General features: G+C 39.0%; 17 protein-coding genes and 2 tRNA genes. 10 read left to right on the top strand and 9 right to left on the bottom strand.

All coding sequences use genetic code 11. The features are described from left to right. Positions 1-134: 134 nt before the first annotated feature. Positions 135-494 (bottom strand): GFA family protein, encoded by a 360-nt coding sequence (locus QUE72_RS19040; protein WP_456126208.1) that lies wholly within the window; start codon positions 492-494, stop codon positions 135-137. On the opposite strand from QUE72_RS19040, the gene QUE72_RS11760 reads away from it, so the two are divergent. Beyond that, a complete protein-coding gene (locus tag QUE72_RS11760) occupies positions 451-591 on the top strand; it encodes a hypothetical protein (RefSeq protein WP_286269190.1) in 141 nt (46 codons plus the stop codon). The two genes, QUE72_RS19040 and QUE72_RS11760, sit on opposite strands and share 44 nt — an antisense overlap. Here the strand turns inward: QUE72_RS11760 and QUE72_RS11765 are convergent. From QUE72_RS11765 to hemA, 8 genes are all read right to left on the bottom strand, one after another. Continuing rightward, positions 588-1,475, bottom strand: a complete 888-nt coding sequence (locus QUE72_RS11765; protein ID WP_286269192.1) for a TolB family protein — start codon at positions 1,473-1,475, stop codon at positions 588-590. The two genes, QUE72_RS11760 and QUE72_RS11765, sit on opposite strands and share 4 nt — an antisense overlap. 496 nt (positions 1,476-1,971) lie before the next feature. Next, on the bottom strand, positions 1,972-2,814 hold the full coding sequence (gene kdsA / locus QUE72_RS11770; protein ID WP_286269193.1) for a 3-deoxy-8-phosphooctulonate synthase: 843 nt from the start codon (positions 2,812-2,814) through the stop codon (positions 1,972-1,974). Between the two features lie 16 nt (positions 2,815-2,830). Next, complete coding sequence (locus QUE72_RS11775; RefSeq protein ID WP_286269195.1) at positions 2,831-4,102, bottom strand: DUF819 family protein; 1,272 nt, start codon at positions 4,100-4,102, stop codon at positions 2,831-2,833. A 61-nt stretch (positions 4,103-4,163) separates the two neighbouring features. Then, positions 4,164-4,970 (bottom strand): tetratricopeptide repeat protein, encoded by an 807-nt coding sequence (locus tag QUE72_RS11780; RefSeq protein ID WP_286269197.1) that lies wholly within the window; start codon positions 4,968-4,970, stop codon positions 4,164-4,166. Positions 4,971-5,033: 63 nt separating this feature from the next. Then, a complete protein-coding gene (locus QUE72_RS11785) occupies positions 5,034-5,399 on the bottom strand; it encodes a SirB2 family protein (protein WP_074496351.1) in 366 nt (121 codons plus the stop codon). A gap of 23 nt (positions 5,400-5,422) precedes the next feature. After that, positions 5,423-6,283, bottom strand: coding sequence for a peptide chain release factor N(5)-glutamine methyltransferase (gene prmC, locus QUE72_RS11790; protein ID WP_286269198.1), 861 nt, complete (start codon positions 6,281-6,283; stop codon positions 5,423-5,425). Between the two features lie 9 nt (positions 6,284-6,292). After that, positions 6,293-7,381, bottom strand: coding sequence for a peptide chain release factor 1 (gene prfA, locus QUE72_RS11795; RefSeq protein WP_286269199.1), 1,089 nt, complete (start codon positions 7,379-7,381; stop codon positions 6,293-6,295). Between the two features lie 127 nt (positions 7,382-7,508). After that, positions 7,509-8,771, bottom strand: a complete 1,263-nt coding sequence (hemA, locus tag QUE72_RS11800; protein WP_286269200.1) for a glutamyl-tRNA reductase — start codon at positions 8,769-8,771, stop codon at positions 7,509-7,511. A 162-nt stretch (positions 8,772-8,933) separates the two neighbouring features. Between hemA and lolB the strand changes: the two genes are divergently transcribed. The 9 genes from lolB to QUE72_RS11845 all read left to right on the top strand — a co-directional run bounded on the left by lolB (position 8,934) and on the right by QUE72_RS11845 (position 15,205). After that, positions 8,934-9,551, top strand: a complete 618-nt coding sequence (gene lolB, locus QUE72_RS11805; RefSeq protein ID WP_286269201.1) for a lipoprotein insertase outer membrane protein LolB — start codon at positions 8,934-8,936, stop codon at positions 9,549-9,551. Between the two features lies 1 nt (position 9,552). After that, a complete protein-coding gene (ispE, locus tag QUE72_RS11810; RefSeq protein ID WP_286269202.1) occupies positions 9,553-10,413 on the top strand; it encodes a 4-(cytidine 5'-diphospho)-2-C-methyl-D-erythritol kinase in 861 nt (286 codons plus the stop codon). 128 nt (positions 10,414-10,541) lie between these two features. Beyond that, positions 10,542-11,489 (top strand): ribose-phosphate pyrophosphokinase, encoded by a 948-nt coding sequence (locus QUE72_RS11815; RefSeq protein WP_074496363.1) that lies wholly within the window; start codon positions 10,542-10,544, stop codon positions 11,487-11,489. A gap of 288 nt (positions 11,490-11,777) precedes the next feature. After that, complete coding sequence (locus QUE72_RS11820) at positions 11,778-12,398, top strand: 50S ribosomal protein L25/general stress protein Ctc (RefSeq protein WP_074496346.1); 621 nt, start codon at positions 11,778-11,780, stop codon at positions 12,396-12,398. Between the two features lie 17 nt (positions 12,399-12,415). Continuing rightward, positions 12,416-13,003, top strand: coding sequence for an aminoacyl-tRNA hydrolase (pth, locus tag QUE72_RS11825; RefSeq protein WP_074496345.1), 588 nt, complete (start codon positions 12,416-12,418; stop codon positions 13,001-13,003). A gap of 22 nt (positions 13,004-13,025) precedes the next feature. After that, positions 13,026-14,117, top strand: coding sequence for a redox-regulated ATPase YchF (gene ychF / locus QUE72_RS11830; RefSeq protein WP_074496344.1), 1,092 nt, complete (start codon positions 13,026-13,028; stop codon positions 14,115-14,117). Positions 14,118-14,241: 124 nt separating this feature from the next. After that, on the top strand, positions 14,242-14,598 hold the full coding sequence (locus tag QUE72_RS11835) for a DUF3718 domain-containing protein (protein ID WP_286269204.1): 357 nt from the start codon (positions 14,242-14,244) through the stop codon (positions 14,596-14,598). A 249-nt stretch (positions 14,599-14,847) separates the two neighbouring features. Continuing rightward, positions 14,848-14,924: transfer RNA gene (locus QUE72_RS11840), tRNA-Met, on the top strand. Between the two features lie 196 nt (positions 14,925-15,120). Continuing rightward, positions 15,121-15,205, top strand: a tRNA-Leu gene (locus QUE72_RS11845). Positions 15,206-15,208: the final 3 nt, after the last annotated feature.

A 15,208-nucleotide genomic window follows, 5' to 3' on the forward strand; every position in this document is an offset into this window, starting at 1 on the left:
AACTATCTAAGATATGAGTGATTTAGTCACATTAGAAAGGTAATGATATTAAATTCGATGTTAATCAATGGGGTATTATGGGAAGCGCTATTATTTAAATTAACTATTGGCGCGATGGTCTCTTGTTAAGTGCTTTATTGCTCGACATATTTAAATGTGTTCGCACCATCAAAATATCTAATATTAACTGCTTTAAGAATATCTGAGTTTACCATTCTAGTATTTATTGCAACTCTATTTGTACCATCATCCCGTATTTGTGTGTAGTGAGTGATACACCCGCAAAACGAACACGAATGATACGAACGTAGTTTATTACCCCATAGATATACAGTACTTTTCGATGCTTGTTTTATTATTACTTGATTCGCTGCGTAATATGCCCACAAAGCACCAATACGATAACACATAGAACAATTACAACTTGTTACTGATTCTGGTAATTTATTTGTGGTTATTGCTATATTTCCACAATGGCAAGTCGCTTCAATCATGTCATCTCCTTGTTTTTTAAAACCTCAAGAAGGCGAGCCACCTTTTGGCCTCGCCCTTACTGCAATGTTATTTGGTTCATTACTTGATTCTGGCTAACGCTGAAATATCCCTTTTCTACCATGAGAGATAATCTTTTGTACTGAAGAACCATCCTTATTCATCATATAAATATGTGACTCTTTATCTGTGCTGGACGATGAAAAAATTATTTTAACACCATCTGGAGACCAAGATGGGTGCCAGTTACCCGCATTATTAAATGTTAATCGTTTTTGATCAGAGCCATCTATATTCATTACATAAATTTCATAATTTCCATCTCTGTTCGACATAAAAGCGATTTGCTTACCATCAGGAGAAACGTCAGGGTGCCACTCTTCAGCAGCATTATTCGTCAAGTGGATAACGTTGCTACCATCAAAATCGGCTATGCTAATCTCACTTTTTTTATCTTTATGTTCAGAAGAAAAGACTATTTTCCCATCGGGAGTAAAATAAGGATTACTCCCTTTTAATGATTTTATTTGAGTCCTTTCGCTACCATCTGAATTCATAATCCAAATTTCTGCCTGCCAAACACCTTCCGAATCTTTGTATTCTCTCGCAAAAGCAATTTTATCCCCATCGGGAGTCCATGCAGGTGCACTATCCCATTTATTTTTAGCATGAGTTAATCGTTCAATATTCGTACCATCAATGTTCATTGTATAAATAGACCAAGTCTTTCCACCATCAAGGTATATGCGAAAAGCAAATGTGTTTCCATCAGGAGATAAAGCTAAGTAATCCCCCTTTGTCTTTATACTTTTAATATTTGATATACCTTCTTTATCACTTGAATAAATTTTGACAACGCCCTTTGAAGTATAGGCTATGGTATAAGAGCTATCGAGCACTTGAACGTTATCTTGAGCACGACTTTCGCCACTCATTATCAACAGAGAAAGTAATAGAGATATTGAAGGATAAATCGGTTTCATAAATTATTCCTTATTTTGAAGCCAGCGAATTATTTTGCTTAAGTTTAAAAGCGGTTGAATAAGCGTTCAATTTAACTAAACTGGGTTTAGAATACCTGACCCCCTTATGATTTTTAGATGATTTTTCACTGACTGCGATCAAAAGCTTATTAAGCACATATAACACCCGATTAACGATTGAGCAGATGATGAGGTGACGCTTACGAACTCATATTGCATGGCATGAGCTGATAACCTCTGTTAGATCGTTTGTTATACCTCACTCTTCCAGAGCCCTCTAATCTTGTGTAAATGTTCGTTTTGATCGTTTCATGAGAGCTTCCAATGCAAATCAGTATGTTAGTAAAACTGTTGCATTGACCATTTGGATCTACATGCGCCCTCCTACTAAAGGAAACGAAGGAAAAAAGGGGTCAAGGAAAAAAGGGGTCAAGGAAAAAAGGGGTCAGGTACATTTAATAAATGTACCTGACCCCTTTTTGTCTTTATTGTAAATTTAGGCGGTAATTAAAGGAGGAAAACCTTTAATTAACTCATCAATTGCTTTCATTTGACTAAGGTAAGGTTCAAGTTTATCTAAAGGCAAAGCGCAAGGACCGTCACATTTAGCATTGTCTGGATCAGGGTGTGCTTCAATGAAAAGCCCTGCAATTCCTAATGCCATTCCACTACGTGCTAATTGTGCCGCCTGTGCTCGCCTACCGTCAGCAGAATCACTTCTGCCACCTGGTTTTTGTAAAGCATGGGTTGCATCAAAAATAACCGGAGCCATGGCTTTCATCTCATCCATCGCTAGCATGTCAACAATCAAATTATTGTAACCATAGCAACTGCCACGCTCACATAAAATAACTTGCTCGTTACCCGCTTCAGCAAATTTTGTCACGATATGCTTCATTTCATGTGCCGCTAGAAATTGCGGCTTTTTCACGTTGATTGCCGCGCCTGTTTTTGCCATTTCGATCACAAGATCTGTTTGTCTGGCTAAAAACGCAGGTAGTTGAATAATATCGACTACATCTGCAACAGGCTTTGCTTGGTGTGGTTCGTGTACATCGGTGATCACAGGTACTTTGAAAGTATTCTTGATTTCTTCAAAGATTCGTAAGCCTTTTTCCATACCTGGCCCACGATACGAATTAATTGAAGAACGATTAGCTTTATCAAACGATGCCTTGAACACGTAAGGAATGCCTAATTTGTTTGTTACCTCAACATATTGTTCAGCTATGCTCATCGCTAAATCGCGAGATTCAAGCACATTCATTCCACCAAATAATGTAAAGGGCTTGTTGTTGGAGACAGTAATCTCGCCAACCTTAACTTGTTCAATTGTCATTTTAATATCCTAATACTTAAGCCACTGCTTGTAAAAATTGACCACATAGCCATGCCATATAGGTTCCTAAGGTATAACCGAGTACAGCCAATAATACACCTACCGGTGCAAGAGATGGGTGGAATGCAGAGGCAACAATCGGTGCCGATGCCGCGCCGCCAACATTGGCTTGGCTACCTATCGCCATATAAAATAAAGGCGCTTTAATTAATTTCGCCACAATGAGCATTAATGAAGCATGAATAATCATCCAAATAGCACCGATGACAAAATACAAAGGTGTATCCATAATCATTCTCACATCCATTTTCATACCTATGGTTGCGATTAATACATAAAGAAATGCACTACCTACTTTCGAGGCACCTGCCCCTTCCAAATTACGAACTTTAGTGAAGGAAAGAATAATACCAACGGTACTAGCAAAAATAACCATCCAAAAGAATTTACTGTGAAAACTGAATTTACCTAACGTCGGATGATTTTCTACAAAGTACGGAGTAACAATATCAGCAAATAAATGCGCAAAGCCTGTAACGCCCAAACCAACAGCAACAATAATCATTAAATCGGCTAAACTGGGAATACGTGAATGCTTGGCGTGAAATTGTTCAACTTTTTCTTTCAATTCATTAATGGCACTAACATCTGCGCCCGACTTTTTATCGATAGAGGCTGCTCTACCTGACATTATTAGCAGTACCGCCATCCATAAATTTGCAACAATTACATCAACCGTTACCATGGTTGAGAAAATAGCGTCACCTGCACCATAAATTTCTTTCATCGCTGCTTGGTTTGCACTGCCACCTATCCAACTTCCGGCAACTGTTGTCATACCGCGCCATGCAGCTTCTGGTCCTGATACACCTATAAGTTCAGGCACAACTGCTGATACGATTAATAACGCTATCGGACCACCGATAACAATACCTACCGTACCGGTAAAAAATAAAATAATCGCCTTACTTCCTAAACGTTTGATCGCTTTAATATCAATACTAATTGTCAGTAAGACTAAACAAGCAGGCAATAAATATCTTGAAGCAACATAATAAAGGTTTGAGTCTTCGCCACGAATAATATCGAACGTATTCAAAAGTGAGGGTAAAAAGTAACAAAGCAATACGGCAGGAACTACCCCATAAAACTTTTTCCAAAAAGGCGACTGGCTATTTGACGTATAAAATACCCAACCTAACATTAAGGCAAAAATACCCAGAATAGTTGCGTCGTTTGTTAATAATGGTGCGTGTGCAGCATCTGCTACTGTAGGGTCGGCAAACATAATTAATCTCCAATTTGTTTGTCTTGTTATTTTTATTTGTTTGTTATTGTTTTAATAGCGATCAGTGTAGCACGGTCTCGCCTAAGTTTATGTTATCGAGTTGTAACTTTAATAATTGCGCTGCAGGATCTTTAGGACATTGCTGAACAAAGTACTGATAATCATCATAAGCCACTTTAAAGCAGTCAAGTTGATGAAGCAAAAAACCTCTATCGCGTCTTTCAAAGGGGTCTTCTGGTTTTATTGCTAATAATAAGTCAACACATTTTAACGCCTGATCAAATTTCGATTCGCTAATTAGGCTATTTTTTAATAATGTTAAATGCTCAACGATAGTACTACTTTTATCCATTGGCTCTAGATATTTACTATGAGGTTCATTAGGTAAACCGTCTAATCGCCTATCTAGTTCTTCCCAATTCAAAGACTCTCCAGTAATGGGGTCAAAAATGATTGAATAAACATCATCACATATAATTCTAACCATCACACTTTCAGGTACATAAACGATTTCAGCCTCTAACTGACAACGATTAATAATGTGTAGAATAACGGCAGCCTTTACCACAGGAGACAATACTCTGTGTGCTATTGCACTTTCAATAACACAAGAAAGAACAGGCCAAGCAGAACGTTGTTTATCGATAAACAACTCATCAACATACAACGCATTGATTAAACATTCAGCTTGCGCCATTGTGTCATCTATGCCCTCAATAGCGTCTTGGCAAGTATCTACAACGGGCGCGATGACACGTTCAAATTGGTTACTAGCGTGCTTGTCAAAAACATACTTTTCAATTAAAACCAACAATGATAATAAATCACTTTGTTCAGAACAGATTTCTGACAACAACAAATCATTCATTAAATTTTCTTTTATCCTATAAAAACTTACGGGCGCAATATTAATAAAACAGCGGTTATACGGCTAAAATATAATATTATCTTTTGTTAGTGCTAATCGTACAACAAGTACTATCCAGCCAATCGCACCGAAATAGCCAATAAATTGCATTAAGCGATTTCTTGCCAATTTTAAGGTGTAATAAGCGGTAAAAATATAGGCAACTACTGCTAATAATTTCTCAGCTAACCAAGTATGCTCTAACGGATTCCAGCCAACTTGAACCATTAACGCAATACCAAAAATTAATAACAACGTATCAACGGCATGAGGGGTTACTTTTACCCATTTTTTGTCTAATTGCTTAGAGCCTATTAGTGTCCATACAAAACGAATGGTAAATAACGAAATACTGATCGCCGCCAATGTCATATGTAAATGCTTAAACATGTATAATTTCCTTAAATATTATTTTATTTATTGTGGTAACAAGCCAATGTGACTCGATCGTTATTGTTATAATCTTTCACGGTTTGAATATGATGATAATCAAATGCTGAAAAAATGCTTTGTACCTCAAATGCTTGATCGCAGCCATGTTCTATATACAGATACCCGCCTGACATTAAATAGCGTCGCGCATCTGATACTATTTTTTGAATATCTGAAAGACCATTTTTTTCAGCCACTAACGCACTTTTTGGCTCAAATGCTACATCCCCCTCTAACAGGTGTTGATCATTTTTATCAATATACGGTGGGTTGCTTACGATAATATCAAAACGCGTCGCTTGATCAATATGAGCAAACCAGTCACTTTGATAAACAGAAACATTTTGTAAACCAAACCGCTCAACATTTTCTGAAGCAAGTTCAACAGCTTCTTCTTGAAAGTCTACCGCCTCTATTTGCCAATTTGGTTTCTCTGTTGCTAACGCTAAAGCGATAGCGCCCGTTCCCGTTCCTAAGTCTAAACAACGACAACTCTTTGCTTTATGATTTAACAACACTTGCTCTACCAATACTTCTGTATCTGGCCTAGGAATCAAGGTTGCGGGTGAAACTTTTAACGGTAATGACCAAAACTCTTTTTCACCGGTTATATACGCAATTGGCTCACCATTAACCCTTCGCACCACTAACGATTCAAACAATAGTTGCTGTGAATTCGCTAACGTTTTTTCAGGCCAAGTAAACAAATAACTGGTTGGTTTTTCAAGACAAAACGCAAGCAACACCTGACTGTCTAATTTAGCTGAGTCAGAAACGCTAGAACATAAATGTCTACCGTGTTCAATTGCTTGCTGTATTGTAAAGGTAGTTAGTTCACCCATATAAGTGGATTAATGGCTATCAGAAAGCGCAGCAAGCATATCAGCTTGGTATTCTTGTAGAATAGGGTCTAACACCAAACCAAGACTGCCTTCCATAACTTCTGCTAAACGATATAACGTCAAATTAATACGGTGATCTGTCATTCTACTTTGCGGATAATTATACGTGCGGATACGCTCTGAACGATCGCCACTTGCAACGAGGTTTCGACGCGAATCTTCTTCTTCACTGCGACGTTTCTCATCTTCTGCCGCTTGAAGTCTCGCTTGTAATACTGACATAGCTTGTGCACGATTTTTATGTTGAGAGCGCTGATCTTGACACTCAACCACTAGTCCCGTTGGAATATGGGTAATCCGAATGGCTGAATCAGTTTTGTTAACGTGCTGGCCACCTGCACCTGATGCGCGGAACGTATCAATGCGTAAGTCCGCTTTGTTAATTTCAATCGCCTCAGATTCGGGTATTTCTGGTAGCACAACGACAGTACAAGCAGATGTATGAACGCGGCCTTGAGATTCAGTTTCAGGAACACGTTGAACACGGTGTCCACCTGATTCAAACTTCATTTGGCCATAAACGCCTTCACCGGCTATTTTAAAGATCATCTCTTTAAAGCCGCCCTGCTCACTTTCGTTCATGTTCATTACTTCAATACGCCAGCCTTTAGACTCGCAATAACGAGTATACATACGATATAAATCACCCGCAAAAATAGCAGCTTCGTCTCCACCTGCACCCGCACGAATTTCAACAAAACAGTTGTTATCGTCATTTGGATCGCGTGGCAGTAATAAAATTTGTAACTCGTCTGTTAATGCTTCAACGGCTTTTTTAGCGTCTTTAAATTCGTCTTGAGCCATTTCTCTTAGATCAGGGTCTTCATCTTTTAGCATTTCTTCAGCCGCAGCGAAATCGTCTTGTGCTGATTTATAACGATTGAAAACTTCTGTCACTTCATCTAACTGCTTAAACTCTTTGGATAATGCTTGAAATTTTTCTTGATCGGCAATGGTCTGAGGATCAGACAATAGCGCTTGAACTTCCTCAAAACGCTCTACTAACCCTTCTAGTTTTTCGTAAACTGACTTTTTCATGAAACTTCTATCTTTTGATACGTTGATTAAACGGTGTGCTTGCACCATTTATTGAATAATTTCTCTGAGAATTGCGCGAAGTGTAAAGGCTTACTTAGCGACTTTCAACAAAGAGCCCATGTTGTCGCTATTTATCGATATTAAAAATATCACGTAAGTACACGATTTTGTCTAATTCTCCACCTTGTGCAGCATGTTGAATTGCGCTAGTCGGCGCATGCATAAATTTATTGGTTAATTTAGTGGCTAACTCGGCAACAACCGCTTGTGGGTCTTTATTAGCACTTAATTGCTGCATTGCTTTTTCAAGTAATATATCACGTTCTGTTAAACACTGATTGCGGTAACTCACTACCGTATCTTGCGTATTTAAACCACGTAACCATGCCATGAAACTGTCGGTTTGTTCTGTCACTATCGCTTCAGCATCTACTGCTGCTTTGCGTCTATTTTCGATATTTTTAGCGATAATGCCTTGAAGATCATCAACCGTGTATAAAAATACATCCTCTAAATCTGAAACCTGCTCTTCTATATCGCGAGGAACAGCAAGATCAACCATAAAAACAGGCCGATGTTTACGCTTCGTTAACGCATTTTCCACCATACCTTTGCCTATTATAGGTAATGTACTGCCCGTTGAACTGATGACGATATCAGCATCACTAATTTGTTCAGGTATTTGTGCAAGTGTTATCACATTAGCGCCAATTTGCTCAGCCATTGCTTGCGCGCGTGACAAGGTGCGATTTGCTACCGTTATGCTGCCAACGTTATTCTCATATAAATGTTTCGCCACTAATTCAATCGTTTCACCAGCCCCTACGAGTAATACATTCGCTTTTGTTAAACTGGCAAAAATATGCTTCGCTAAATTCACCGCAGCAAAGGCAACTGACACAGCACTTGCACCAATATCAGTATCTGTTCTAACTTGTTTGGCAACGCCAAAGGTCCGTTGAAAGAGTCTGTCCATCACTAATGCCATTGAACCGGCAGCTTTAGCCTGACTATATGCTTGTTTCATCTGCCCCAAAATTTGAGGTTCGCCTAACACTAATGAATCTAGACCACAGGCAACACGCATCATGTGGTTAACTGCTTGTTGGTCTCGGTGCCAATATAAACTTGGTAGGATTGATGATGCTGCTACGTTATGATGTTTCTCTAGCCATGACGTTACCAGCGTTTTAGTGTCAGTAATTGATTTCGTTTCAACTAAATAAAGTTCAGTTCTATTACAGGTGGATAAAATAGCTGCTTCTTTACATTGCACATGGCGTAACATATCTTGCAGTGCTGAAGACAAATTATCAGGGTTAAATGATATTTTCTCCCGAACAGCAACGGGTGCAGTTTTGTGATTTATTCCAACAGCAAGTATGGGCATAAAACGTAAAGATAAACCTATAATATTTTAATAATGAAATAGCGCTGACAATTACTTTTAGTGGTGTATCATACACACAAATAATTGAATAATGACGGTTAGCCATACGCTGCGAACGGCGTAATTTTACGAAATAAACCGACTAATTGAAAGAAATAAACCATGATAAAAGTACGAGTATTACTAATTATTGCCTTTTGTAGCTTTATTAATGCCTGTTCAAGTTTACCCAGTGAAAAAAACACCCCATTAAACAACCTTGATTCTTATCAGGAACGTCAAGCGAAAATAGCTCAACTAAATCAATGGAAATTAACAGGTAAAATTGCATTTCTAGAAGGAAAAAAACGCGAAAGCGCGAATATATATTGGCAATATTTTCCTAAAACTCAAACTCAGCAACTCACCCTCACCACTTATTTAGGCATTCAGGTTTTTTCTCTTACCTCTTTAGATGGTTTGCATACGTTAACACTTGATGGAAAATCTTATACCGACACTAACCTTTCTAGGTTACTCGATTCTTTCACCGGTTACCCATTACCCGCTACCCAGTTAACACAATGGTTATTTGGTCTTGCTGCCAATAAAAGTGATCAGGTCCACTTTGCACAAGATAAGAAATTACCCTCAAGGCTAACTACCGAAAGCTATGATTCTCCTTGGCAAGTAAAATATGAAGATTATCAAACAATAAATACGCTTTTTCTGGCAAATAAATTAACCATTAAACATCAAAATTTGACCATAAAATTATTGATCAGTGAATGGACTTTGTAATATGTCGACAAATACTTTTATTTCTTTTCCTTCTCCAGCAAAACTTAATTTGTTTTTACATATTGTGGGGCAACGTACCGACGGCTATCACGAACTAGAAACTGTTTTTCAATTTTTAGATGTTGGTGACACCATAGAAATTGCAACCTTGATCTCTAGTTCCATCACATTATTAACGCCTATTGCCAACGTTAACAATGAAGATAACCTTATCATTAAAGCAGCCACGGCCCTGCAACAATATTCGAACACAACAAAAGGTGCTCAAATAAAAATAAACAAATTACTTCCTATGGGTGGTGGGCTTGGTGGAGGATCTTCTAATGCTGCAACAGTATTAATTGCTTTAAACCACTTGTGGCAATTACAGCTATCACTAGATGAACTAGCCAGCATCGGTATCTCTCTAGGAGCAGACGTACCGGTATTTATTCATGGGTATGCTGCGTTTGCACAAGGTATTGGCGAAAAGTTAACACCAGTCTATCCAAAAGAAGATTATTACCTGATTACTAAACCAATGGTCAGTATTTCAACTCAGTCAGTATTTACCGCTCCTTCGCTTACCCGAGACACGCCAAAAATAAAACTTGACCAAATGGACATAGAAAACTGCCGTAATGATTGTCAAACTTTCGTAATAAAACACTATCCTGAGGTTGCCAATCTATTAGCTTGGTTGATAGAATACGCGCCGTCTCAGATGACGGGTACTGGTGCTTGCATATTTAGTCGATTCTCTACCAAAGAGGAGGCTGAAAAAGTGCAATGTTTATTACCGGAACATATCTCTTCTTTTGTGGCAAAAGGTGTTAATCATTCTCCACTTCATCAGAAAATGGCGATGTTGAAAACAGGATAACACAGTAAAAAAGTTGTATAAAAAAAGCCTAATAGTTGGCTTTTTTGTTAATGTGTGCTGTTATTATCCTAGTGATTGATAACGGTATGAAAGATAAACCAATGTCAAAAGTTTCTGAGGAACTACCTGTGCCTGACATGAAAATTTTTGCGGGTAATGCCACCCCTGAACTGGCCAAAAAAATAGCTAATCGCTTATACATCACCTTAGGTGAAGCCAAGGTTGGCAGTTTTAGTGATGGTGAAATCAGCGTTGAAATCACCGAAAATGTTCGTGGTGCTGACGTTTTTATTATTCAATCTACTTGTGCCCCAACCAACGATAACCTAATGGAATTGATCGTGATGATCGACGCATTTCGTCGTGCATCAGCTGGTCGTATTACCGCAGTAATGCCTTATTTTGGTTATGCAAGACAAGATCGCCGAGTACGTAGTGCTCGTGTACCTATTACCGCAAAAGTTGTTGCTGACTTCCTTTCAAGTGTTGGTGTTGATCGTGTATTAACAGTAGATTTACATGCAGAGCAAATACAAGGCTTCTTTGATGTGCCAGTAGATAATGTATTTGGTACGCCAATATTACTAGAAGACATGCAAGAAAAAGCCTTAGATAACCCGGTAATTGTATCGCCTGACATTGGTGGTGTAGTGCGAGCTCGTGCTGTTGCCAAACTTCTTGATGATGCAGACTTGGCAATTATTGATAAGCGCCGGCCAAAAGCAAACGTTGCACAAGTAATGCATATTATTGGTGATGTAGTTGGTCGTGACTGCATTATCGTTGATGATATGATAGACACTGGCGGCACATTAGCTAAAGCTGCTGAAGCATTAAAAGATCATGGTGCTAAACGCGTTTTTGCTTATGCTACACACCCGGTTCTTTCAGGTAATGCTGCTGAAAATCTAAAAAATTCAGTGATTGATGAAGTGATTGTTACTGACTCTATCCCGCTTTCTCCTGAAATTAAAAAGCTTAAAAACGTTCGCCAATTAACCTTGAGCGGTATGCTTTCTGAAGCAATTCGTCGCGTTTGCAACGAAGAATCTATTTCAGCGATGTTTGATAATTAATAACACAAATAATCGATAAGTGGCGCTTATTTAAAGCGCCATTTTTTTCATTTCAACCACCGCTTCACTCCTATTAACGCCTTCTATCGTGCTTAGCTCTCGCTATGCTTAGCCTATGAAATCACGTTCCGTTTTATTACTCACTTCGGCTAGTATTCGTCAGATGATAATGTTATTATGCCGCGCCTTTTTTATCCGAGTACTAAAAGCAAGGTTAGAAAAGCATTACGCGGTTGTTTTTGGTCGCAAAAAACAACCAAAATTATACTTTTACATTAGGTAATAACAATGACTGATATATTTACTTTGGATGCTGAAGTACGTACTGATTTAGGGAAAGGTGCGAGCCGCCGCCTACGTCACGCGAATAAAGTTCCAGCGATCCTTTACGGTGAAGGCAAAGAGCCTGTTTCTTTAACACTTGCGCACAACAAAGTTTTCCGTGCACAACAAGAAGAAGCATTCTACTCACAAGTATTAACGTTAAATGTTGACGGTAAACCTGTTGAGTGTCTTGTTAAAGATATGCAACGTCACCCGTTCAAGCAAATCATCATGCACTTAGACTTTATGCGTGTTGATGCTGCTCACCCAATCCACACTAACGTGCCTCTGCATTTCTTAAATGAAGAAGCTATCGTAAAAAGTGGTGGCATCTTAGCTCACAACATCACTGAAATCGCAGTAACATGTTTACCTGGCGATTTACCAGAGTTTATCGAAGTTGATGTAGCTGGCTTAGAAATTGGTCAAACCTTACACTTATCAGATATAACACTTCCAAAAGGTGTAACTTCAGATGAGTTATCAAAAGGTGAAGACCACGACCAAGCTGTTGTAACTGCAAATGCACCTAAAGGTGGAAGCAGTGACGACGAAGAAGCTGAAGAAGAAACTACTGAAGAATAATTAAGGCCAGTCCTTAAATGACTATTCAGTTAGTTGTGGGCCTGGGTAATCCAGGCCCCGAATATACAAATACCCGTCATAATGCAGGCGTCTGGTTTGTTGAAGAACTTGCCGCACGTTATAACATTTCTCTCCGTCCTGAAAAAAAATATTTTGGTCTTTATGGTAAAGGCGATATTGGTGGCAATATTGTGCATTTACTGGTTCCAACAACATTTATGAATAGAAGTGGTCAAGCTGTAGCGCCATTAGCCAACTTTTATAAAATACCTGTTGACGATATGTTAGTTGCACATGATGAACTGGATATGGAACCTGGTGTATGCAAAATTAAAAAAGGGGGCGGACATGGAGGTCATAATGGCTTACGAGACATTATTTCAAGGCTAGCCAATAATAAAGAATTCTATCGATTACGTATCGGTATTGGCCACCCCGGACACCGTGAAAAAGTCACCGGCCATGTGTTAGGAAAAGCACCAGCCAGTGAACAAGCGTTGATTGATCAAAGTATTGATGAAGCAAGTCGCTGTTTTGAGATTTGGCAAGAAAAAGACATCAAAGTTGCACAAAACAGATTACACTCCTTTAAAGCACAAGCTTAATAACGATTACAGGTAAAAAACTATGGGATTTAAATGTGGTATCGTTGGCTTACCCAACGTTGGTAAATCAACCCTTTTTAACGCATTAACTAAAGCAGGTATTGAAGCTGCAAACTTTCCGTTCTGTACCATAGAACCTAACACAGGTGTTGTACCTGTGCCGGATCCTCGATTAGATCAACTGGCTGAAATCGTCAACCCTGAGCGAGTCATCCCAACCTCAATGGAGTTCGTCGATATCGCAGGTCTAGTAGCGGGTGCTTCAAAAGGTGAAGGTTTAGGGAACAAGTTTTTAGCGAATATTCGCGAGACAGACGCCATTGGCCATGTAGTGCGTTGTTTTGAAAACGACAATATTATTCATGTAGCGAACAAAATTAATCCTGCCGATGATATCGACGTGATTAATACTGAATTAGCACTAGCAGATTTAGATACCGCTGAACGAGCCATTACCCGCCAAGCTAAGCGTGCAAAAGGCGGCGATAAAGATGCTAAGTTCGAGTTGCCCGTATTAGAGAAAATATTAAAACACGTTGAAGATGGCGAAATGGTCCGCTCTTTAGCGTTGACAAAAGAAGAAAAAGCCGCCGTAGCCTATTTAAACTTTTTAACCATTAAGCCCACTATGTACATAGCCAACGTCAATGACGATGGTTTTGAAAACAACCCTTACCTAGATGTTGTGCAAGCTATTGCTGATAAAGAAGGTGCTGTAGTTGTCGCTGTTTGTGCTGAAATTGAAGGGGAACTATCTGAAATGGATGATGAAGATAGAGACGAATTTATGGCTGAAATGGGATTAACAGAGCCTGGTTTAAACCGAGTGATCAACTCAGGCTACGGCTTACTTAACCTTCAAACCTACTTCACAGCGGGCGTAAAAGAAGTACGCGCTTGGACCGTAAAGCACAATGCAACAGCACCACAAGCTGCTGGCGTTATTCATACTGATTTTGAAAAAGGCTTTATTCGCGCTGAAGTAGTCGCTTATGATGATTTTATCGGCTGTAACGGTGAGTCAGGAGCTAAAGAAGCCGGTAAGTGGCGTTTAGAGGGTAAAGATTACCTTGTTAAAGATGGTGACGTTGTTCACTTTAGGTTCAACGTATAACACTCCATTTCTAACCACGAACAAGGCGCTTTTTAGCGCCTTGCTTTATTTCAAATACCGACCAAACTTATACCTATAAGAATTACTTAATATCAATAATAACTTATTAAGGGAAGGTAAAAATATGAATAAAACAATTCTTGCTTTAAGTCTGCTTGCAGTTACTGCCTCAATAACTCCCACTTCAAAAGCATTTGCCAATGAAAACATGGCACAACGCATTTGTGAATACGTTGCTGCCAATGATAAAAATAGATTACGCACATATATGAGAGCCCAAAAAATCAAAGTACGATCTATTTTTGATAACATGAAATGTAACGGCGATAACTTACTCATCTTTGCTGCAAAAAATAATGCTTTAGCAGCGGGGGAATTTATTATTGGTAAAATTCCTGCGAAAAAGGTATCTGCAAATATTGACGCCCTAAGTGCACACTCTGCTCATTTAACCGCAGAAGCTAAGGAGCGCGTAAAGTAATATCATTATTTACTTGAGGGTATTTGAACTTTCAATTTTTTTTACAACAAACATAATACCCTCTAAATAAGTCGAAGCCACTTGCTGCCATTTACCCTTTTATCCGCCAACTTTGCACACTTCACCAACGAATTGATGATGAAATAAGCAAACAACTAAAAAGTGTCATAATTTTCAAAAAAAACGGTTGACGTTACGCGATCAGATTTGCATAATACGCGCCACTTGCTGAGAGGCAAGATTGTAAATGGCTACATAGCTCAGCTGGTTAGAGCACATCACTCATAATGATGGGGTCCCAAGTTCAAATCTCGGTGTAGCCACCATTTACAATGCAAGAATGGCGGAATTGGTAGACGCGCTGGCATTCCTAAGGTAATAGCGTTCCAGTATCTAGAGTTGCAAACTCTTTAAACTATGCAAAAAATGCGGGAGTGGCGGAATTGGTAGACGCGCTGGCATTCCTAAGGTAATAGCGTTCCAGTATCTAGAGTTGCAAGCTCTTTAAACTATGCAAAAAATGCGGGAGTGGCGGAATTGGTAGACGCGCTGGATTTAGGTTCCAGTATCGCAAGATGTGAGAGTTCAAGTCTCTCCTCCCGTACCATTC

The organism is Thalassotalea hakodatensis, from assembly GCF_030295995.1.
GTDB lineage: Bacteria > Pseudomonadota > Gammaproteobacteria > Enterobacterales > Alteromonadaceae > Thalassotalea_C > Thalassotalea_C hakodatensis.

Coding starts and splice junctions, on each gene's coding strand:
- prmC (WP_286269198.1), bottom strand. CDS start 6,283: ATGGGTGAACTAACTACCTTTACAATACAGCAAGCAATTGAACACGGT.
- prfA (WP_286269199.1), bottom strand. CDS start 7,381: ATGAAAAAGTCAGTTTACGAAAAACTAGAAGGGTTAGTAGAGCGTTTT.
- lolB (WP_286269201.1), top strand. CDS start 8,934: ATGATAAAAGTACGAGTATTACTAATTATTGCCTTTTGTAGCTTTATT.
- hemA (WP_286269200.1), bottom strand. CDS start 8,771: ATGCCCATACTTGCTGTTGGAATAAATCACAAAACTGCACCCGTTGCT.
- QUE72_RS11785 (WP_074496351.1), bottom strand. CDS start 5,399: ATGTTTAAGCATTTACATATGACATTGGCGGCGATCAGTATTTCGTTA.
- QUE72_RS11835 (WP_286269204.1), top strand. CDS start 14,242: ATGAATAAAACAATTCTTGCTTTAAGTCTGCTTGCAGTTACTGCCTCA.
- pth (WP_074496345.1), top strand. CDS start 12,416: ATGACTATTCAGTTAGTTGTGGGCCTGGGTAATCCAGGCCCCGAATAT.
- kdsA (WP_286269193.1), bottom strand. CDS start 2,814: ATGACAATTGAACAAGTTAAGGTTGGCGAGATTACTGTCTCCAACAAC.
- QUE72_RS11820 (WP_074496346.1), top strand. CDS start 11,778: ATGACTGATATATTTACTTTGGATGCTGAAGTACGTACTGATTTAGGG.
- QUE72_RS11765 (WP_286269192.1), bottom strand. CDS start 1,475: ATGAAACCGATTTATCCTTCAATATCTCTATTACTTTCTCTGTTGATA.
- QUE72_RS19040 (WP_456126208.1), bottom strand. CDS start 494: ATGATTGAAGCGACTTGCCATTGTGGAAATATAGCAATAACCACAAAT.
- ychF (WP_074496344.1), top strand. CDS start 13,026: ATGGGATTTAAATGTGGTATCGTTGGCTTACCCAACGTTGGTAAATCA.
- ispE (WP_286269202.1), top strand. CDS start 9,553: ATGTCGACAAATACTTTTATTTCTTTTCCTTCTCCAGCAAAACTTAAT.
- QUE72_RS11775 (WP_286269195.1), bottom strand. CDS start 4,102: ATGTTTGCCGACCCTACAGTAGCAGATGCTGCACACGCACCATTATTA.
- QUE72_RS11780 (WP_286269197.1), bottom strand. CDS start 4,970: ATGAATGATTTGTTGTTGTCAGAAATCTGTTCTGAACAAAGTGATTTA.